This is a genomic window from Streptomyces sp. NPDC127038, from assembly GCF_042725875.1.
Lineage (GTDB): Bacteria > Actinomycetota > Actinomycetes > Streptomycetales > Streptomycetaceae > Streptomyces.
Genome location: NZ_JBHXDQ010000023.1, coordinates 97096 through 116554 on the forward strand (window position 1 = coordinate 97096; position 19459 = coordinate 116554).

Here is a 19459-nt window from a genome sequence, read left to right on the forward strand (position 1 = left end):
ACACCCGTGGTTCGGGCGTCGACCTGCAAGGCTTATGCCCTCGAACGAGCCAAGCCATGCCACGGCCCATGACGGCGCGTTCGTTAACTCCCGATGACGTACGTCCCCTGGAGGTGCCCCGGGTTACACGGGGCACCCCGGTATTCAGCCTCCGTAACGGCGGTGTCGCGCCGCGTAGTCGCGCAGCGCACGCAGGAAGTCGACCTTGCGGAAGGCGGGCCAGAACACTTCGCAGAAGTAGTACTCGGAGTGGGCGGTCTGCCAGAGCATGAATCCGGACAGCCGCTGCTCGCCGCTGGTGCGGATCACCAGGTCGGGATCGGGCTGGGCACCGGTGTAGAGGTGCTTGCCGATGAGGTCGACGTCGACGCGGTCCGCGAGGTCCTCCATCGAGGTCCCCTTGTCGGCGGCGTCGAGGATCATCGCGCGCACGGCGTCGGCGATCTCCTGGCGGCCGCCGTAGCCGATGGCGACGTTGACGACTATCCCCTCGACGTGGGCGGTGGACTCCTCGGCCTCCTTGAGGGCCGACTGCATCGGGGACGGCAGGATGTCCCGCGTCCCGACGTGGTGCACCCGCCAGCGGCCGTCGGCCGCCAGGGTGCGGACGACGCCCTCGATGATGCCGAGGAGCGGACCGAGCTCCTCCTGCGGGCGGTCGAAGTTGTCGGTGGACAGCAGCCACAGGGTGACGACCTCGACGTCGGTCTCGGAGCACCAGCCGAGGAATTCCTCGATCTTGTCCGCTCCGGCCCGGTGTCCCTGGGCGGTGGTGGAGCCGGCGGCCTTCGCCCAGCGGCGATTGCCGTCCATGATGACCCCGATGTGCTTGGGCACCTGGTCGTGGTCGAGGTGGCCTTCCACCCTGCGTGCATAGAACCTGACCAGCAGACGGCGCAGGTTGTCGCGCAAGGTCACGTGTTGTCAGCCCCTCCGTGCGGATCGGACAGCCGCGCCCGAGCACAGTCCCTGTCCATATGGCGGTCCCCCGGGGCGAAGCCTACCCCTGCGAAACGCGGGGGCTGCCGAGGGTCCTGTGCACCCTGGCATAGGTTCGTCCCCATGAACGACCCCACTCTGTACCGGGCCGCAACGGAGCGGTACGACTCGATGGAATACCGGCGTACGGGCCGCAGCGGCCTCAGACTGCCCGCGATCTCGCTGGGTCTGTGGCACAACTTCGGCGACGACCGCTCGCTCGGCTCCCAGCGCGCGATCCTGCGCCGCGCCTTCGATCTCGGTGTCACTCACTTCGACCTCGCCAACAACTACGGCCCGCCGCCCGGCTCGGCGGAGCTCAACTTCGGCAGGCTGCTGAAGGAGGACTTCGCCCCTTACCGGGACGAGCTGCTCATCTCGACCAAGGCGGGCTACCTCATGCACCCCGGCCCCTACGGCGAGTGGGGCTCCCGGAAGTATCTGCTGTCCTCCCTGGACGCCTCGCTGCGGCGGATGGGCACGGACTACGTCGACATCTTCTATTCTCACCGCTTCGACCCGGACACCCCGCTGGAGGAGACGATGGGCGCGCTCGCGTCCGCCGTCCAGCAGGGCAAGGCGCTGTACGTGGGCGTCTCCTCGTACAGCAGCGAGCAGACGGCGGAGGCGGCCCGGATCCTGACCGGCATGGGCGTCCGTCCGCTGATCCACCAGCCCTCGTACTCGATGCTCAACCGCTGGACCGAGGACGACGGGCTGCTCGACACGCTGGAGGCGGCCGGGATGGGCTGCATCTCCTTCGCCCCGCTCGCGCAGGGCCTGCTGACCGGCAGATACCTCCAGGGCATCCCGGAGGGCTCCCGCGCCACCCAGGGCAAGTCGCTGGACCCGGGCCTGCTGAGCGACGACGTCGTGCGCCGGCTGAACGGGCTGAACTCCATCGCCGCCCGGCGCGGCCAGTCGCTCGCCCAGCTCGCGCTCACCTGGGTGCTGCGCGACCAGCGGATGACCTCGGCCCTGATCGGCGCGTCCAGCGTGCGGCAGCTGGAGGAGAACCTGGAGGCCCTGGCGGCCCCGGAGCTCACGGACGAGGAGCTGAAGGAGATCGACACGTTCGCGGTGTCGACGCAGGGGACGAACATCTGGGCCCAGCGGCACTGAGTCACCGGATTCCCCGGCCTCGCCGGGCGGTCCGCCCGGGGGGCGCACGGGGGCGCCTGCCGGACGGGCCGTCGCGGGCACAAAAAACGGGCCGGTCCGTGGGGGGGAGACGGACCGGCCCGAGGGGGGGTTTCCACCATAACCCTTCGTAAGTGATGCTGCGTGCATCCGCGTGCCACAACTACTCTCCGGAGTCGCCCGGCAACGCCATGAAGAGCATGGAACCATCGATTCCGGGTGTGATCATGGCTGAATCATGGCTGATTCAAAGGGATTCGCGGAGGATCGACAGAGATCCAATGGGTCTGTGCGCGTTCTGGGGACGTGGGGCCGGCTTGTCCCCGGTACTCCGGGCGGGTGATCCGCGTGGCGCGCCCGCGCTTGACGCCACCGCTAACTTCGCAGGCATGGCCACCTTCACGACGGACACGGCGGAGGGGACGTCCGAGCCGGTGCCCCTGGAGCTCGCCGCCACGGCGCGGGCCCGGCGGCGGGGGCTGCTCGGACGCCAGGGGATCGAGGGCGCGCTGCTGCTCACCCCGGCGAACTCGGTGCACACGCTCGGGATGAGGTTCGCGATCGACGTCGCCTATCTGGACAGGTCGTCGCGGGTCCTGGCGGTACGGACGATGCGTCCGGGCCGGCTGGGACTGCCCCGGCCGCGGGCCCGGCAGGTCCTGGAGGCGGAGGCCGGGTCGATGGAGCGGTGGGGTGTGCGGCGCGGCACGCGGATCACGGTCCTGCACGGCTGACGTCACGTCACGGGGCGGGGCGGCACCGCGCGGCCCCCTCCTCCGCGCGGTGCCACACGCGCAGCTTTGCTCACGCGAATTGCCTGGGCCTGAAGTTACGTGAGCCGGGCATCGCTGACGACAGCCGCCGGATAACGATGTGGAAACCGTGTGCGGATCCTCCGCGCACGACGTGTCCCAAGAGGCGTTCCCCGGCCCGTGATCCGGACGGACACCGCGCGCCGAGCGCCCGCCATTGGGAGGTTTTCGGTCAATCTGCTCCGGAGCGCCCGGATCTCGGCCGGAGGGCTTGCGGTCCGGGGGCCGAGGGGCTGGGGCGCCGGCCGCCCCCTCGTGGGACGTCCGGGAGCCCGGGGAATCGGGGGACGGACGAGCCGACGGCCCGTGAGCCGGCGGGCCGGGTCCCGGTACTCGTGGGTCGCGAGGGGCCGGGCCCTAACCCGCCGTGGTGTCGCGTTCGTAGCGGAGGAGGGCGACGCCGTTGCCGAAGGTGCGCGTCTCGACGAGGCGGAGGTCGGCCGGGGCCTCGGACGCGGGGAACAGGGGCTTGCCGGCCCCGATGAGGACGGGGTGGACGTACAGCCTGATCTCGTCGACGAGGCCCAGCCGCAGGAACTCGGCGGCGATGTCGGCGCCGCCGAGCGCGAGGTCCCCGCCCTCCTGCTCCTTGAGCGCCCGGATCTCCTCGGGCACGACCTCCCGTACGACGGTGGTGTGCCCGGTGCCGCGTTCCATCGTCCGGGAGAAGACCACCTTGGGAATGTTGCGCCAGATCCCGGCGAACTCGGCCATCTCCGGGCTGACGTCGGGGTCCTTGTCGGCGGTCGGCCAGTAGGAGGCCATCAGCTCGTAGGTCACCCGGCCGGACATCAGGGCGCCGAAGCCCCGGATCACGTCGTTGAAGTGCTGGTGCAGTTCGGCGTCGACCCGGTGCCAGTCGATCTCGCGGTTCGGGCCCTCCATGTATCCGTCGAGGGACACCGACGACATCAACACGATCTTCCTCATGGCTGGCTCCATCGACCTCGCGCGCGACCCGTTCGTCGGGGGCATGCTGCCAGGAGGCCGGGCCGGGGAGAAGGTGACGCGCGCGTCAGGCGGTGTTCCCGTCCGCGGCGCCCCTCGGGAAGGTCACCTCCACCCGGCGGTTCTTGCGGCGGCCCTCTTCCGTGGTGTTGTCGGCGATCGGGTAGTCCTCGCTGTAGCCGCGCACCTCGAAGGTGATGTCCGACTCCGCGGAGCCGAGCGCGGCGGCGATCCGGTCGTGCACCTGCTCGGCCCGCTTCTTGGAGAGGGTCAGGCCGTGCGCGTACGAGCCGAGGTTGTCGGTGAAGCCGAAGACGCGGACCGTGGTCGCGTGCTGGGCCTTGATCTCGTCCGCGATCGCCTGGATACGGGACTGGGAGTCGGGGTTGAGCGTCGAGCTGTCCTTGGGGAAGAGGACTTCGGCCTGGAGCGCGAACGTGACGTCCGCGTTGGTGTCCTCCCGGCGTTCCTCACCGCCGAGGTCCTCCACGACCGACTTGATGTCGAGCACCCTGGCGGGGGCCAGGGTCGCTCCGTCGGCGAGCTTGAGCCCGGGGCTGTTGGCGTCGACCTCGGGGGGCGGGGAGGTGGTGACGCTGCCGGGCGGGGCACTGGGGTCGCCGCCGTCCGCGTGCGCGGGGCCCGGGAGGCCGAGGGTGATCAGCACGGCGAGGGCCGTGAACGTGGTCGCGGCGGCACGGGGCGGGAGGGCCATGGGTCAGCCCTCGGAGATCTCGATGGAGGCGGGTGGCATGGCACCGACCTGGAAGTCGACGGCGGTGGTTCCGGCGGGGGGTGCGGGGAACTGGGCGAACCATTGGGTGGTCGCGCCCTGGCTGACTCCGCCGGTGAACTGGGTGCACAGACAACGGCCCGAGGTGTCCCGGAGGATGAGGTACTTCTTCTTGCCCTTCTGGTCGATCAGGCTGGCGCCGGCGATGGATCCGCCGTTCCGCGCCAACTCCTTCTCGTCGCCGCGCCAGTCGGCCGCGACCCAGAGTGTGTCCGTGTTGTTGGTGACCGTTCCCTCGACGGTGACGAAACCGCCCTCGTCCCGCTTGGCGGAAGTGATGGCGAGTACCAAGCCGTTCTCTCCCTTGACCTCGGCCAGTACCTGGTCCTGACTGGCCGTCGGCGACGCCTGCTTCGGGTCGTCGCCTCCCCCCTTGCTCGCCTGCGGGGAGGACGAGACCGCCTTCGGCTTGTCGCCTCCGGCTCCCGCGCCGCACCCGGACACCGTGAGGAGCAAGCCCATGCTGATCGCCACCGCGGCCATGACCCTGCGGCCCTTCGTGGTGTGCCGGAGTTCCATCGGTACGGCTTCCTCTCACTCGGCCAGATGCACTGAGAACAGCACGGACGCGTCGGGAAGGTCGTCCGAATGGAAATGTTCGGGATCGATGTCCACACTGTGCCCAGCGCAGTTCAACTGCACGAGCTTCTTGGGATCCGCGTCGGCCGCAAAAGTGCAGCGCGGCTCGATGACCGCGGTCGCCTGGGCCGTGGCATGACGGTTCTCCGTGCCCGGGATGATCGAGGCGCCGACCGTGTATCTGGTCTGGATCGCCACGTGATAGCCGGGAAAGCCGTTCACGGCGGTGGGTTGAGCCCCGCCCAGGACCGTCGAGTCGTTCGCGGCGGCCAGTCGGTCGGCGGCGGCGGACGCCCCCGTGCCCTGGAACTTGTCGCCGTTGAGCCAGTCGAGCCAGTGGTCGTCCGTGCCGATGGCTCCCGTCAGCCCCGTCATGAGCTCGTCGCGGGAGTCCTGCGCGGCCGCCAACGCCGCAGCGTCCGCCGCGGATTGAGCTCCATTGCGGGCGGACGCTGCTTGGGCGAAGGCGAAGAAGGCGAACGCGGCGAAGAGCAGGATCCCCGTCAGCCAGATGTAGAGGGGAAGGGTCTGCCCTCGGTCACCACGCAGACTGAGGTCGGTCAGCCACCGGTGACGTTGTTGACGGCAGTCATGATCGCCCCCGAGATCACGCCGTCCAGGCCCAAGCCGTGGATCATGGTGAAGATCCCGGCAATGAGGATCATCAACCCCGCGTACTCCACGAACCCCGCCCCCGCGTCCCGGTGGGCGCCCCGTGTGCGGGCGATCACCGTTCGGGTCCATGCGGTGAACCTGTTCATCAGGACTGCCCTCCCTGCCGAGGCCACTAACGACCCGAGCACCGTACGTGAGAAGTCGCCTACCGCGAGTGGGCCCAGGGGCCCAACTTCGCTGGTGGGGAGCCCGGGACGGAGTCATCGGCCCCACCCCTCGTGCGCCGTGCCCAGCCAGCGGGCGATCGCTTCGCTGCGCGAGGAACTGTGCAGCTTCGCGAAGATGCGATTGATGTGGTTCTTGACCGTCTTCTCCGCGATGAAGCAGGTGGCGGCGATCTGGCGGTTGTTCATGCCGGCCGCGATGAGGTCCATCACCTCCACCTCCCTCGAACTCAGGCCGAACTCGGACTGATGGTCGGCATGGCGGTGAAGTCCCGCCGCCGGTAAGGACCGAGCCCCCGAAGACTGTGCCACAGCCGATTGCAGATGCGAAGAGAAGGAGGGAGGTTGGTACGAAACTCCGAGTGAATCCGGGACAGTCGGGCGCCCGTGGCGTACGTCCCGTACGGCTTCGACGAGTTCGGCCGCCGTGAACGCGCCATGGACGAGATAGCCGGACGCCCCCCTGCGCAGCGCCTCCGCCACGACCTCGGGCTCACTGCTGTACGTCAGCATCATCACGGGGGCGATCGCGCACAGTTCGGGCAGTGCGGTGAGACCGTCCGTGCCGGGCATCCGCACGTCGAGCAGGACGACGTCCGGGGTGAGGAGGGCGGCTCGGTCCACCGCCTCGGCTCCGTCGCTCGCGGTCGCGACGACGGCGATGTCGGGGTGCGCGTCCAGCAGGGCGGTCAGTCCGGCCCGTACGACCGGATTGTCGTCGGCCACCAGGACACGCAGGGACGGGCCGGAAAGTGCCTGGTCAGGCATGTGCGGCCTCCTCTTGGGAAGTGGGGGGAACGGGCAGCGCCGGCGTCGAGAGCGGGAGGGTCAGCCGGACCTCGGTGCCCCCTTCGAGGGATCGGTCCAGCGCGACGAGACCGCCGGCGCACGCGGCGCGTTCCGTCATGCCGAGGACGCCGAAATGGCCGGAACTCGTCCAGGCGGCGAGCGTCGCGGGAGTCGCGGGGACGGGCAGGCCCACGCCGTCGTCCCGGACGAGCAACGAGAACCGCCCCGCCGAGACGTCGAGTTCGACCGTCACCGTGCTCGCCCGCGCGTGGCGGTGGGCGTTCTCCAGGGCCTCGGCGACGATCGCGAGGACGTGGTGGGCGGCGGTGCTGGGCAGGACCGGGTGCGCGCCCCCGTGCCGTACGGCCGTGGACACACCGGTACGGGCCGCGAAGTCGGCCGCCATTGCGTCGAGTTCGGGGCGCAGGTCGATGTCCGGGTCGGTGAGGTCGGTATGCCGCCGCAGGTCCGACAGGAGGGTGCGGGACTCGGCGGCGGCCAGGCGAGCGGCGTCCGCGACCACGGTCGCCTGCCGTTTGAGCGCCCCCGGGTCACCGTCGTCCGCGGAGGCGGCCAGGGCCTCGGCGGCCAGCGCCAGTCCGTACAGGGTCTTGGCCACGGAGTCGTGCATCTCGCGTGCCAGGCGGGCCCGTTCGGACTCCACCGCCTCCGCCACGGCGAGCCTGCTGGTCGCCTCGGCCAGCGCCTGGCCCGCCGTGCCGAAGCGGAACAGCAGATTGCGCAGGGTGACTCCGATGATGCCGGCGCCGACGCAGAAGCCCGCGATCAGCAGGGTGTTGGAGCCCGCCCCCGGCCGGTGTTCCCAGGCCCTGAACACCGTGAGCAGCACGACGAGCTGGAACCCGGTGAAGACGCCCGCGCCGCGCCAGCCGTACAGCAGGCCCGACAGGAGCGGGGTGCAGACCGTTGCGTACGCGAGGGGCGAGGCCGGGGACGCGGTCAGCAGCAGGACCGCGCCGAAGGTGAGGTCCAGGCCCATCAGGGTCGGGTGGGCGAGGAGGCGGGGGCCGAAGCGGTCCCAGTCCCGGAGCATGGCGTACGAGCCCATGACGCCGAGGACGGCCGCGGCCAGGACCGCCCAGCGCAGAAGGCCGCCGGTGGCGTTGGTCATCGCGAAGGGCGCGCCGACCACGATGGCCGCGAGCCGGACGGCGAAGGCCTGCCGGCACAGGGCCTGGAGGGCGTTGAGCTGGAGGCGGATGCCGCCGGGCGCGGGCACGTCGTCGGCGAGGTAGCCGGTGCCCCGGTCGCGGCCGCGCGCGAGCGTCAGCGTCCGGTGCGCGCGGCTCCGGGCGCGCGCCGCGGTCCGGCTCAGCCGCTCGCGGACCGCTTGCCCCCGGGTCCGGGCGAGGCTCTTCATCAGCGCCCCAGGATCGAGCCGAAGTTCGTGCCCGAGCCGAGGAACATGCCCGTCGCGATGAGGATCATCGTCGCGGGGAGCATGAACACCAGGGTGACCATCGTGGCCTTGGGGATGGTCTTGGCGGCGCGGCGGCGGGCGTTCTGGGCGTCGGTGCGGCGCATGTCGGTGGCCAGCTGGATGAGGGTCTCGGCGATCGGGGAGCCGAGTTCCTCGCCCTGCTGGAGCGCCGAGACGAACTGGGCGACCTGCTCGGAGGAGTTGCGCCTGCGCAGTTCGTCGAAGGCCTGGCGGCGGCTGACGCCCATGTCCATCTGGCGCAGGGTGATGCGCAGTTCGTCCGCCCACGGTCCCTCGTACTTCTCCGCGACGCGGTCGAGTGCCTGGCGGAAGCCGAGCCCCGCGGAGACGACGACGGCGAGGACGTCGAGGAAGTCGGGCAGGGTGCGGTCGATGACCTCCTTGCGCTCCCGGACGGCCTGCCAGATGAGGGCGTCCGCGGCGACGATCCCGAAGGCCAGGGTGAGGACGGCGAAGAGGAGCTGGCCGTTGGAGAGGAACACGAGACCGAGCACGACGCCGAAGACCCCGTACACCGCGCGGCGGGCCGCGTAGCGGTTCAGGGTCAGGCCGCCGGGGTTGCCCGCCATGTCGATGCGCCGGCGTTTGGCGTCCACGCGCCGGGGGCCCATCAGCCGCAGGACGGTCGGCGCGAAGCGCATGCCGAGACGGTCGACGGCGGAGTCGGCGACCGAGACACGGGAGCCGCCGACCTCCAGGGCGAGCTGGAGGTCGCTGGGGAGCTTGACCTCGGAGCGGATCATCCGGACGCCGAGGAGGACGCCCGCGACGGCCGCGCCCATCAGGGCGGCGAGCAGCAGCGACAGCATGGTGACCCCTCCCTCACACTTCGATCTTGCCGAGCCGGCGGATGACGAAGAAGCCCACGGTGTAGAGCCCGAGGGCGAGCAGGACGAGGCCCTGTCCGAGCGCGGAGCCGGTGACGCGGGCGAGCGCTCCCTCGTTCGAGGAGTTGATCAGCACGAGGGAGCCGATGCCGAGGAAGGGGACCGTGAAGGCGGTCGCGTTGACCTCGGAGAGCATCGTGCGGACCTCGCGGCGGGTCTCCTTGCGGTCCTCCAGGGTCTGGGTGAGGTTGCGCAGGGAGCTGACGACGGAGCCGCCCGCCTTGTTGGCGAGGACGAGGGTCGTGACGAGGACGATGAGCTCGCGGGAGGGCAGGCGTTCGGAGAGCTCTCCGAGGGCGTCGTCGATCGTGCGGCCCAGCATCAACTGGTCCGCCACGTGCGCGAGTTCCTCCCCCGCCGGGGCCTCCAGCTCCTCCGCGGCCATCGCCAGGGCGGTGCGCAGGGCGAGGCCGGCCGCCGTGGCGTTGGCCAGCAGGCGTGCCACGTCGGGGAGTTGGCTGATGAACGCCTCGATGCGCTTCTGGCGCTGCCAGTTGAGGAAGACGACCGCGCTCCACCCGCCGAGGACCGCGGCGATCGGGCCGAAGAAGGGGGCCAGGGTCGCGGCCGCGATCAGCCACAGGGCGACGACCACGGCGGTGACGTACGTGAAGAACTCGCCCGCCGTGAGGTCGAGTCCGGTGGCCGTCAGGCGCTGATGGATCGTGCGGCCGAGGCGCGTGCGGCGCAGCCGGCGGTCGACGCCCGCGAAACGGCGTACCCGGCCGCCGCCGGTGTGCGGCCGTCCGCCGCCGGAGAGCCGGTCGAGGAGTTCGCGTCGCTGGGCGCGTCCCGAGGCGTAGGTGTGCACGCCCGCGACGGCGAGCGTGCCGCCGAGGAGCGTCCCGCCGAGGGCGAGGAGTGCGGGGTCGTTCATGGCAGCCTCCCTTCGGAGGTGAGCGGCGCGGGGGCGGGCGTCATCCGATGGCCTGTCGTGTGCCGAGCGGGTCGATGGCCTCGGCGACGCCGAAGGCGGGCGGCGGCGGCTCGTTGGCGACGTACAGCTTCTCGGCGACCGCGCGCGGGAGCGGCAGGTGCTCGAAGTGGCCCCGCACCACGCGGTCGGCGCCGACCGGGCGGGGCACGAACCGGGTGACGGGGGCGACGCGGAACTGTTCACGGCCGTGCGAGACGAGCAGCGCGACCTCCGTGACCTTGCGGGAGCCGTCGGCGTGCCGGGAGAGCTGGACGACGACGTCGACGGCGGAGTTGATCTGGTCCTTGAGCGCCTCGAAGGGGATCTGGACCTCGGACATCGAGCCGAGGGTCTGGAGGCGCATGAGGGCGTCCTCGGCGGAGTTGGCGTGGACGGTGGCGAGCGAGCCGTCGTGTCCGGTCGACATGGCCTGGAGCATGTCGAGGGTCTCGCCGCCGCGGACCTCGCCGACGATGATGCGGTCGGGGCGCATGCGCAGGGAGTTGCGGACCAGGTCGCGGATGGTGATCTGGCCCTTGCCCTCCACGTTCGGGGGGCGTGATTCGAGGCGGATGACGTGCTCCTGCTGGAGCTGGAGTTCGGCGGAGTCCTCGATGGTGATGATGCGCTCGTGGGCGGGGATCAGTCCGGAGAGCGCGTTGAGCAGGGTGGTCTTGCCGCTGCCGGTGCCGCCGCTGACGATGACGTTGAAGCGGGCCCGGACGAAGGCGGCGAGGAGCATGAGCGTCTGCTCGTCGAGGGAGCCGAGGCCGATGAGCTCCGGGAGCGTGTACGCGCGGGGGAAGCGGCGGATGGTGAGGGTGGGGCCGGTCAGGGCGAGCGGCGGGATGATGACGTTGACGCGCTCGCCGGTGGGCAGGCGGGCGTCGACCATCGGGTTGGACTCGTCGACGCGGCGGTTGACCGTCGAGACGATGCGTTCGATGGTCTGCATGAGCTGCTCGTTGGACGCGAACCGCAGCGGCAGCTGTTCGACGCGGCCCGCCCGCTCGACGAAGATCGAGTCCGGGCCGTTGACCATGATCTCGGTGATGGACGCGTCGGCGAGGAGCGGTTCGAGGACGCCGAGTCCGAGTGCCTCGTCGACGACCCTGCGGATCAGCTGGGAGCGTTCGGCGGTGGAGAGGACCGGGCCCTCGCGGCTGATGATGTGCCCGAGGACGCGTTCGAGCCGGACCCGGCGTTCGGCGGCCGCCAGGCTGGACATCTCGGCGAGGTCGATCTCCTCCAGGAGTTTGGCGCGGTAGACGGCGACGAGGTGTCCGTCCTCACGGGCGGGTCCTCCCTCGTCGGGGGCGGCGATGCGGGATCGCAGGCTCATGGTGTCGGCTCCTCCCGGTCAGTCGTCGGTGGGCATGGTGGCGTGGCGGGTGACGTCGTAGCCGCCGAAGAGCGGGATGACGCCGGGGACGTGGACCCGGACCGTCGCGGTGGTGGTCTCGGCCCCCTCGTCGGGCGTGACCCGCGGGTCGAGCCATCCGCTGACCGCGGCCCGTCCGGCGGCCCCGCCGTCGCCGCCCTGCGAGGCGACCCGGGCGGCCGCGCGGGCCCCGGAGCCGGCCTGGTTGACGCCGTAGCCGATGAGCCCGAGCTGGACGGCGGCCAGCCCGACGAGCAGCAGGATCGGCAGGAACCCGACGAACTCCAGGATGGAGACACCCCGGTCGTCCCGGAGTCGGCGCGCGGTCGCGGGTTCGGGTGCGGTCGCGGGTTCGGGTGCGGTCGCGGGTTCGGGTGCGGTCGCGGGTTCGGGTGCGGTCGCGGGTTCGGGTGCGGTCGCGAGGTGGGCCGGGGGCGTGCCGGTACATCCGTCCGTCGCCGCTGGATCGGAGGTCGGTGCGGTGTGACGCGTCGGCCGATCCGAACGTAGGCGACGGACATGTGATGTACCGGCACGCCTCCTTCCGCCGGATGCCGTCCGCGGGTGCGTCCTCATCGGCCGTCCCTCTCCAGTGCGGCGCCCGCTTTGCCCCGCACGTGGAAGCCCGCGTCGAAGCCGGGGAAGAACAGCGGGACGTCGACGTCGACGGTGGCCGTCATGACCTGGCCGTCCGACCCGCAGGCGATGCCCGCGCCCTTCCAGGAACCCGGCAGATGCCTGCTCCCGGCCGCCGCACAGGCGCCCTGCACATCGCCGTGGACGGCGTATGCGGCGGTGGCGGCCCGCGCCGCCTCGTCCGCCGCGTTCCCGGCCAGCGAGTACGAGTAGCCGTAGAGCACGCACTGCCACAGGATCGTCATGACGACCAGCAGCAGCGGGAACATCCCGGCGAACTCCAGGGTGACCGCTCCCCGGTCGCCGCCCCGGCCGCGCAGCGAGAGCGCGCCCCGGTCCGAGGCGGACGCCTTGCGGCGTCTGCCGCCGCCCCCGCCCTCCTGGGGGACGACGAGGCCCAGGTCGCCTGCGAGGGTCCACAGCGCCTGCTTGACGGTCGAGCGGGCGTCCAGGTCCTGGAGCCGGCCCGCGTCGACGACCGACTGGAGTTCCTTGAACGCGGCGGGGACCGCGGTGCGGGCGACCCTGGTGCCGGTGACGCGTTCGACGAGGGACGGCTGGATCTCCGTACCGCGGGCGAAGCGGTTCACGACCGTCGTGGTCTCCTCCGCCTTGCGGATCTGGAGGCGGTCCCACATCCGGACCATGCGTTTGGCCGCGCGTACGGCGACGACGTCGGGGGTGACCAGGAGCAGGGCCTGGTCGGCCATCTCGACGGCCGCGGCGGTGGCGGAGTTCATCTGGGAGCCGCAGTCGACGACCACGACGTCGTGGCGTGAGCGCAGCGCCCCGAGGACCTGGCGGGCCACCCGGTCGGTGACCTCCTCGCCCCGTTCGCCCTCGGCCGGGGCCAGCAGCAGGGCGACGCCGGTGTCGTGGGTGTAGACGGCGTCCTGGAGGACGCGCGGGTTGATGTCGGTGATGGCGGCCAGGTCGGCCACCGAGCGGCGGAACTGCACGTCGAGGTACGAGGCCACGTCGCCGGACTGGAGGTCCAGGTCGAGCAGCGCCACGGTACGCCCCGAGGCCTTGGCGGCGAGGGCGAGCTGGACGGCCGTGACGGTGGCGCCGACACCGCCCTTCGCGCCGGTCACGGTGACGACGGTGCCGCCGGGGCCCGTGTAAAGCTCGGGCGCGCCGCTGTGCAGATGGCGGCGCATCCCGGCGGACCAGGCGGCGGCGGCCTGGACGCGTTCGGCGAGGGCGTCGTAGCCGAGCGGGAGGCCGATGATCCCGCGGGCGCCGGAGTCCATGGCGGCGGTGAGGACGCCGGTGCTGGTGTCGGCGGTGATGAGGATCACACCGACGGCCGGGAAGCGCATCACGAGGTCGCGGATCAGGTCCAACGCCGGTACGGGACCGATGCGTTCGTGCACCAGGACGACTTCGGGGAGCTCGTCGAGGGAGTCGGCGGCGAGGCGCGCGAGGGTGTCGAGGAGCGCGGTCGAGTCGGGTACGGGCGGGGCGGGTTCGGTGTCGGCGAGCTGGCTCAGCAGGGTGGTGAGCGCGCGGGCCGAGTCGATGTCCCCGACGGCGGGCAGGATACGGACGGTCATCGGCGGATCTCCTCGCTCGCGTACCGCGCGGCGACGCCCGTGCCCGGCGCCGCGGTGGCCGGCGCCCGCCGCGTCGCGGACCGGGGGCCCGTCGGCGGCCGGGTCCGGGTCGCCCGTGCCGGCCGCGTACGCGGCCCCCGGCACCTCCCCGTGGGCTTGGACCTCATGCGCGGCCTCCTACTTGTCCTGGTCGAGGGTGTACGTACGGTCGCCGGGCGCCACGGTCGTGTCGGAGCCGCCCGCGACCAGGGCGAGCCGGACGTGTTCGGCGAACGACTCGGCGTAGGCGACGCGTTGGGCGTCGGCGGTGCCGAGCGCGAACGTGATCGGGACGGCCTGGGCGGCGCTGTTGCGCCGGTCGGCGCTGGACTGGTCGGGTTCGAGCGCGGTGAGCTTGCCGACGTCAATGACGCGGGCGTTCTCGACGATCACCTTGGACTGGTCCTTGGCCTTGTCGTTCTGGGCCTTGAAGGTGGCGTAGATGTTGACCCGAGAGCCGGGGTCGATCTTGCCGGCGACCCCGGTCGACGCGTCGATCATGATGGCGATCTCCTGCTGCCCGGGGGCGAGTTCGGGCTTGGCCACGATCATGTCGGCCTGGAGCAGGGAGCCCTTCTGGAGCCGGGTGACGGCGATCTTCCCGCGGATCCGGGAGAGGTCGGTGACCGCGGTGGACGACAGCCACCGCTCGGGCATCGATATCTTCTCGAACTGGTCGGCCGACAGCTCCTTGTAGGGAGCGATGTCGCTCTTGAGGCGATACGCCGTGACCTCCGGGCCCACCTTGGAGTTCACGTCGCGGATCACCGAGAGGACTCCGGCGAAGGCGCCGAGGGCGCACAGCACCGAGAGGACCAGCAGGATGACGCCGCGGCGCTGGCGCGAGTTCACTGAATCTCACCTCGTGGGGCGGTACCGGGGACTGGAGCGGGCTGTCGTTCCTGGGTGGGGCGGTGGGGCGGTGGTGCGGGTGCGGTGGTGCGGTGCGGTGGTGTCCGCCGGAGCGGAGGGGCCCGGAGGCCTAGGTGACGCCCCGGGGAAGCGCGCGCACCGGAGAGGCTGCCCGGACGGTGGCCGCCGGACGCTCGTCGACGGAGGGCGGTGACAGCGGGGCGGCGCAGAACCCGCAGCGGTCACCGATGAGTTCGAGGCCGCACCAACGGCACTCGTCGCGCCGGACGGAGGAGACGAGCTGGTAGAGGACCGAGACGTCGTACAGTCCCGCGGCGAACTCGACCAGCTTGTTCGTCCCCCACCAGCGGACCGACTCGGCGGGCAGCGGGACGGACGCGGCGCCCTGGACCTGCCAGGCGGGCGCGAGGGTGGAGGTGACCCAGTCCGAGGGCGGCTGGCCCGCGGCCGAGAGCAGCCGGGTCCCGAACTCCGGGCCGGGCAGCTCCTCCTGGCCGATCCGGATCAGCTCGGCCCGGGGATTGGCGAGTACGGCGAACTGGGCGCCCGGGACCCAGGACTTGGCGTGCGACTTCAGGGAGACGGGGACCCGGTCGAGCTTGGCCACCGAGCCGAGCAGGGCTCCGGCGTAGATGTAGTGGGCGAGCAGCCGGGCCGCGGAGGCGAGCACGCCGGGGCTGAAGTCGCAGACCGAGAGCTGGCGTAACTGCTGGGCCAGCAGGGCGACTCCGAGCGGCGGCAGGTCGATGCCGAGGAGGGCGACGCGGTCGCTCTCCAGGACCGAGCGGACGGTGTGCAGCCGCTGGGTGACGGCGCCCTCGGTGGCGGCCGGGAAGAGGGAGATGACGTAGCCGTGCTGTTCGATGAGGGCGTGCATCCCGGTGAGGGAGTCCTCCAGGGTGCCGAGCGGCTGGACGGCCGCCGGCGGGGTCTGCCGGTCGTGCGGCGGGAGCACCAGATCGGGACTGGTGACGGCTATCGCGGTCGGCACGCTGCACACACCCCGTTCACTGCGGCAGGGTGGTCAACCGCCGCCTCGGATCGCTCCTTTGTCGCCAAAGAGCGTTCATGGACGTCCCCCGTACGGCCGCGGATCGCCACTGTGACGCTCTCTTGCATCAGCACCATATCCACGGCATGGCCCGCTCAACACAGAATCTCCGAGATCATCTCACCGAAGGTGCGGGCGCGATCAACGGAGAGTAAGCCGTCTCAAAACAACTGGGCCCTCTCATAAGGGTGTTGGGAATGCTCCGGGACTTGACAACCCGATTGGTCTGGACCAACTTGTATCCACCGGCGGTGGCCACCGTTCCGTTCCCCCTCACCTCCCCCACCTCTCCCTGGAGGACCCAGTGGACCGCGTCATCCGCATGCCCGGACGGAGATGGGCGGGAGCCCTCGCCGCCGCCCTCACCGCCTCGGTGCTCTCCCTCACGGGCCTGGCCGGCCAGGCCCAGGCCGCCGACGTCAACAACGTGAAGAACGCCGGTTTCGAGTCCGGACTGAGCAACTGGACCTGTTCGGCGGGCAGCGGCACGACCGTGTCCTCCCCGGTCCACAGCGGCTCGGCCGCGCTGAAGGCCACGCCCGCGGGCCAGGACTACGCCCAGTGCTCCCAGTCCGTCGCCGTGAAGCCCAACTCGACCTACACGCTGAGCGCCTGGGTCCAGGGGGCCTACACCTACATCGGGGCGAGCGGCACGGGGACGACGGACGTCTCGACCTGGACGCCCAACACCACCTGGACGCAGCTCTCGACCACCTTCACCACCGGCGCCTCGACCACGTCGGTTACGGTCTGGACGCACGGCTGGTACGGGCAGCCCGCGTACTTCGCGGACGACGTCTCGGTGTTCGGCCCCGACGGCGGCGGTGGCGGCGACCCGGCCCCCACGGTCCCGGCGACCCCCTCGGGCCTCGCCGTGTCCTCCACGACCTCCTCGTCCGTCTCCCTGGCCTGGAACACGGTGTCGGGCGCGACCGGCTACAACGTGTACCAGGGCGGTTCCAAGGTCCAGGCGGTGACCGGGACCTCCGCGACCGTCTCGGGGCTCTCGGCCTCCACGGCGTACTCGTTCCAGGTCAGCGCGACCAACTCGGCCGGTGAGTCGGCGAAGTCCTCGGCCGTCACCGGGACGACGGCCGCGACCGGCGGCGGTGGGGGCGGCGGGGGCACGGTCCCCGCGCACGCCGTGACGGGCTACTGGCAGAACTTCAACAACGGCGCGACCGTGCAGACGATCGCCGCCGTGCAGTCGCAGTACGACATCATCGCCGTCGCCTTCGCCGACGCCACGAGCACGCCGGGCGCCGTGAGCTTCACCCTCGACTCGGCCGGCCTCGGCGGCTACACCGTCGACCAGTTCAAGGCCGACATCAAGGCGAAGCAGGCCGCGGGCAAGAAGGTCGTCATCTCCATCGGCGGCCAGAACGGCACCATCTCGGTGAGCGACTCCGCCTCCGCCACGAACTTCGCCAACTCCGTCTACTCCCTGATGCAGACGTACGGCTTCGACGGCGTGGACATCGACCTGGAGAACGGCCTCAACGCGACCTACATGTCCCAGGCGCTGCGGTCCCTGTCCGCGAAGGCGGGCTCGTCCCTGGTCATCACCATGGCCCCGCAGACCATCGACATGCAGTCCACGTCGAACTCCTACTTCCAGACGGCGCTGAACATCAAGGACATCCTCACCGTCGTCAACATGCAGTACTACAACAGCGGTTCGATGCTCGGCTGCGACGGCAAGGTCTACTCGCAGGGCTCGGTCGACTTCCTGACGGCGCTCGCCTGCATCCAGCTCCAGGGCGGCCTCGACCCGTCCCAGGTCGGCCTGGGTCTCCCCGCCTCCACCAGCGGCGCGGGCAGCGGCTACGTCTCCCCGACGATCGTGAACAACGCCCTGGACTGCCTGACCAAGCTCACCAACTGCGGTTCGTTCAAGCCCTCCAAGGCCTACCCGACGCTGCGCGGCGCGATGACCTGGTCGACGAACTGGGACGCCTCGGCGGGCAACGCCTGGTCGAACGCGGTCGGCCCGCACGTGCACTCCCTGTAGTCCCACCGCCTCTTCCCCCCTTCCCCGGCGGTGGCCCCTCCCGGCCCCGCTCGCCGCAGTCGCGGCGGGCGGGGCCGGTGCCGTTGCGCGCGGCGGGGCGGGGCGGCCGATTCCCGCCGACGTCTCTTTGTCGTCCATTGACCTGCTCATGCCATAACCCTCACCATGAGCGCCACACCCGCACAGGCACATCACCTTGAGCCACCCCCCGGCTCCGTTCCCCCACAATTCCGGAGATCCCGGGATTACCGGAGAAGCAAGGAGACTCCATGCGATTTCGCCCACGCGGCAGCGCAGGCGCCGACGGCAGGGGCAGAGGCGGCCGACGCTCCGCCGCCCTCGCCGTCCTCGCGGCACTCGCCCTCGCGGCGCCCCTGACCGCCACCGCCACCGACGCCACGGCGAGCGGGGCCAGGACCCTTCGGCCCTCGCCCGACGACGTCGGGCAGTACGAGATCCACCAGAGCTCGACCCCCGCGTCCCGGACCGAGATCCAGCGGTCGGGGGTCACCGTGGACGAGGCCGACCGGGAGACCGTCGTCGTCTCGGGCCGCGCGGACCAGATCGCCGCGCTGCGCCGGCAGGGCTACGACGTCACTCCCCTGGGCGCGGCACCCGTACGGTCCAGCCCCGGCGACGTGCGCATGTTCGACTTTCCGACGGCGGACGCGAAGTACCACAACTACGCCGAGATGAACGCGGAGATCGACCAGCGGCTCGCGGCCTACCCGGGCATCATGAGCAAACGGGTGATCGGCAAGTCGTACCAGGGCCGGGACATCGTCGCCATCAAGGTCAGCGACAACGTGGCGACCGACGAGAACGAGCCCGAGGTCCTGCTCACCTTCCACCAGCACGCCCGAGAGCACCTGACGGTGGAGATGGCGCTGTATCTGCTGCGCGAGCTGGGGGCCGGCTACGGCAGCGACTCCCGGGTCACGAACATGGTCGACAACCGGGAGATCTGGATCGTCCCGGACCTCAACCCGGACGGCGGGGAGTACGACATCGCGACCGGGTCCTACCGCTCGTGGCGCAAGAACCGCCAGCCCAACTCCGGCTCCTCGTACGTCGGTACGGACCTCAACCGGAACTGGGACTACAAGTGGGGCTGCTGCGGCGGTTCTTCGGGCTCAACGTCCTCCGAGACCTACCGCGGCACGTCGCCCGAGTCGGCGCCCGAGGTGAAGGTGGTCTCGGACTTCGTACGCAGCCGGGTCGTCGGCGGCAAGCAGCAGATCACCGCCGGGATCGACTTCCACACGTACAGCGAGCTGGTGCTGTGGCCGTACGGGTACACCACCTCCGACACGGCCGGCGGGATGACGGCGGACGACGCCGCCGCGTTCAAGGCCGTCGGCCGGAAGATGGCCGCGAGCAACGGGTACACGGCCGAGCAGGACAGCGACCTCTACATCACGGACGGCTCGATCGACGACTATCTCTGGGGCAGCCAGAAGATCTTCGACTACACCTTCGAGATGTACCCGACGTCCAGCTCCGCCGGCGGCTTCTACCCGCCCGACGAGGTCATCGAGCGGGAGACGTCCCGCAATCGTGACGCGGTGCTCCAGCTCCTGGAGAACGCCGACTGCATGTACCGGTCCATCGGCAAGGCGGCCCAGTACTGCTCGTAGGGGACCGCGGTCCGGCCGGGTCCGGCCGGGTCCGGCCGGAAACAGGGGATCCGCGCGCCCTCCTGACAGGGCGCCCGGGGGCCCCGAACCCCAAAAGCATAAAAGCCCCCAACACCCCGCCCCCCCCCGACA

19 protein-coding genes are annotated in these 19459 nt (G+C 71.0%); 4 read left to right on the forward strand and 15 right to left on the reverse strand.

Annotated features, from left to right (window positions below):
* Positions 1-144: 144 nt before the first annotated feature.
* Positions 145-918: an isoprenyl transferase gene (locus ACFWI4_RS18450; protein ID WP_387197157.1), complete on the reverse strand. Its 774-nt coding sequence runs from the start codon at positions 916-918 to the stop codon at positions 145-147.
* Positions 919-1062: 144 nt separating this feature from the next.
* On the opposite strand from ACFWI4_RS18450, the gene mgrA reads away from it, so the two are divergent.
* Entirely contained in the window at positions 1063-2100 is a 1038-nt protein-coding gene (gene mgrA, locus ACFWI4_RS18455) for an L-glyceraldehyde 3-phosphate reductase (protein ID WP_387197160.1), read from the forward strand.
* A 407-nt stretch (positions 2101-2507) separates the two neighbouring features.
* Positions 2508-2852 (forward strand): DUF192 domain-containing protein, encoded by a 345-nt coding sequence (locus ACFWI4_RS18460; protein WP_387197163.1) that lies wholly within the window; start codon positions 2508-2510, stop codon positions 2850-2852.
* A gap of 435 nt (positions 2853-3287) precedes the next feature.
* Here the strand turns inward: ACFWI4_RS18460 and ACFWI4_RS18465 are convergent, their stop codons facing one another.
* The 14 genes from ACFWI4_RS18465 to ACFWI4_RS18530 form a co-directional block, all read right to left on the reverse strand.
* On the reverse strand, positions 3288-3860 hold the full coding sequence (locus ACFWI4_RS18465; RefSeq protein WP_387197166.1) for a dihydrofolate reductase family protein: 573 nt from the start codon (positions 3858-3860) through the stop codon (positions 3288-3290).
* An 85-nt stretch (positions 3861-3945) separates the two neighbouring features.
* Positions 3946-4593: an OmpA family protein gene (locus tag ACFWI4_RS18470; protein WP_387197169.1), complete on the reverse strand. Its 648-nt coding sequence runs from the start codon at positions 4591-4593 to the stop codon at positions 3946-3948.
* 3 nt (positions 4594-4596) lie between these two features.
* A complete protein-coding gene (locus ACFWI4_RS18475; protein ID WP_387197172.1) occupies positions 4597-5190 on the reverse strand; it encodes a hypothetical protein in 594 nt (197 codons plus the stop codon).
* Between the two features lie 15 nt (positions 5191-5205).
* Entirely contained in the window at positions 5206-5814 is a 609-nt protein-coding gene (locus tag ACFWI4_RS18480; RefSeq protein WP_387197215.1) for a pilus assembly protein TadG-related protein, read from the reverse strand.
* A complete protein-coding gene (locus ACFWI4_RS18485) occupies positions 5811-6011 on the reverse strand; it encodes a hypothetical protein (RefSeq protein WP_387197174.1) in 201 nt (66 codons plus the stop codon). Before ACFWI4_RS18485 ends, ACFWI4_RS18480 begins: the two co-directional genes overlap by 4 nt.
* 114 nt (positions 6012-6125) lie before the next feature.
* Positions 6126-6857: a response regulator gene (locus ACFWI4_RS18490; protein WP_387197177.1), complete on the reverse strand. Its 732-nt coding sequence runs from the start codon at positions 6855-6857 to the stop codon at positions 6126-6128.
* Positions 6850-8259, reverse strand: a complete 1410-nt coding sequence (locus ACFWI4_RS18495; protein WP_387197180.1) for a sensor histidine kinase — start codon at positions 8257-8259, stop codon at positions 6850-6852. Before ACFWI4_RS18495 ends, ACFWI4_RS18490 begins: the two co-directional genes overlap by 8 nt.
* Positions 8259-9149 (reverse strand): DUF5936 domain-containing protein, encoded by an 891-nt coding sequence (locus ACFWI4_RS18500; RefSeq protein WP_387197183.1) that lies wholly within the window; start codon positions 9147-9149, stop codon positions 8259-8261. The genes ACFWI4_RS18495 and ACFWI4_RS18500 overlap by 1 nt, the downstream gene beginning before the upstream one ends.
* A 13-nt stretch (positions 9150-9162) precedes the next feature.
* Positions 9163-10104 (reverse strand): type II secretion system F family protein, encoded by a 942-nt coding sequence (locus tag ACFWI4_RS18505; RefSeq protein WP_387197186.1) that lies wholly within the window; start codon positions 10102-10104, stop codon positions 9163-9165.
* Positions 10105-10144: 40 nt separating this feature from the next.
* On the reverse strand, positions 10145-11485 hold the full coding sequence (locus ACFWI4_RS18510) for a CpaF family protein (RefSeq protein WP_387197189.1): 1341 nt from the start codon (positions 11483-11485) through the stop codon (positions 10145-10147).
* A gap of 18 nt (positions 11486-11503) precedes the next feature.
* A complete protein-coding gene (locus ACFWI4_RS18515) occupies positions 11504-12100 on the reverse strand; it encodes a TadE/TadG family type IV pilus assembly protein (RefSeq protein ID WP_387197193.1) in 597 nt (198 codons plus the stop codon).
* On the reverse strand, positions 12097-13716 hold the full coding sequence (locus ACFWI4_RS18520; RefSeq protein WP_387197196.1) for a CpaE family protein: 1620 nt from the start codon (positions 13714-13716) through the stop codon (positions 12097-12099). Before ACFWI4_RS18520 ends, ACFWI4_RS18515 begins: the two co-directional genes overlap by 4 nt.
* Before the next feature lie 177 nt (positions 13717-13893).
* Positions 13894-14607 carry a Flp pilus assembly protein CpaB gene (cpaB, locus tag ACFWI4_RS18525; protein WP_387197199.1) on the reverse strand — a complete coding sequence of 238 codons (714 nt, stop codon included), beginning with the start codon at positions 14605-14607 and terminating at the stop codon, positions 13894-13896.
* A 130-nt stretch (positions 14608-14737) separates the two neighbouring features.
* Positions 14738-15619 carry a hypothetical protein gene (locus tag ACFWI4_RS18530; RefSeq protein ID WP_387197202.1) on the reverse strand — a complete coding sequence of 294 codons (882 nt, stop codon included), beginning with the start codon at positions 15617-15619 and terminating at the stop codon, positions 14738-14740.
* 382 nt (positions 15620-16001) lie between these two features.
* Here ACFWI4_RS18530 and ACFWI4_RS18535 point away from each other — a divergent pair, with 382 nt between their 5' ends.
* Positions 16002-17690, forward strand: a complete 1689-nt coding sequence (locus ACFWI4_RS18535) for a chitinase (RefSeq protein ID WP_387197206.1) — start codon at positions 16002-16004, stop codon at positions 17688-17690.
* Between the two features lie 269 nt (positions 17691-17959).
* Complete coding sequence (locus ACFWI4_RS18540; RefSeq protein ID WP_387197209.1) at positions 17960-19327, forward strand: M14 family metallopeptidase; 1368 nt, start codon at positions 17960-17962, stop codon at positions 19325-19327.
* Positions 19328-19459: the final 132 nt, after the last annotated feature.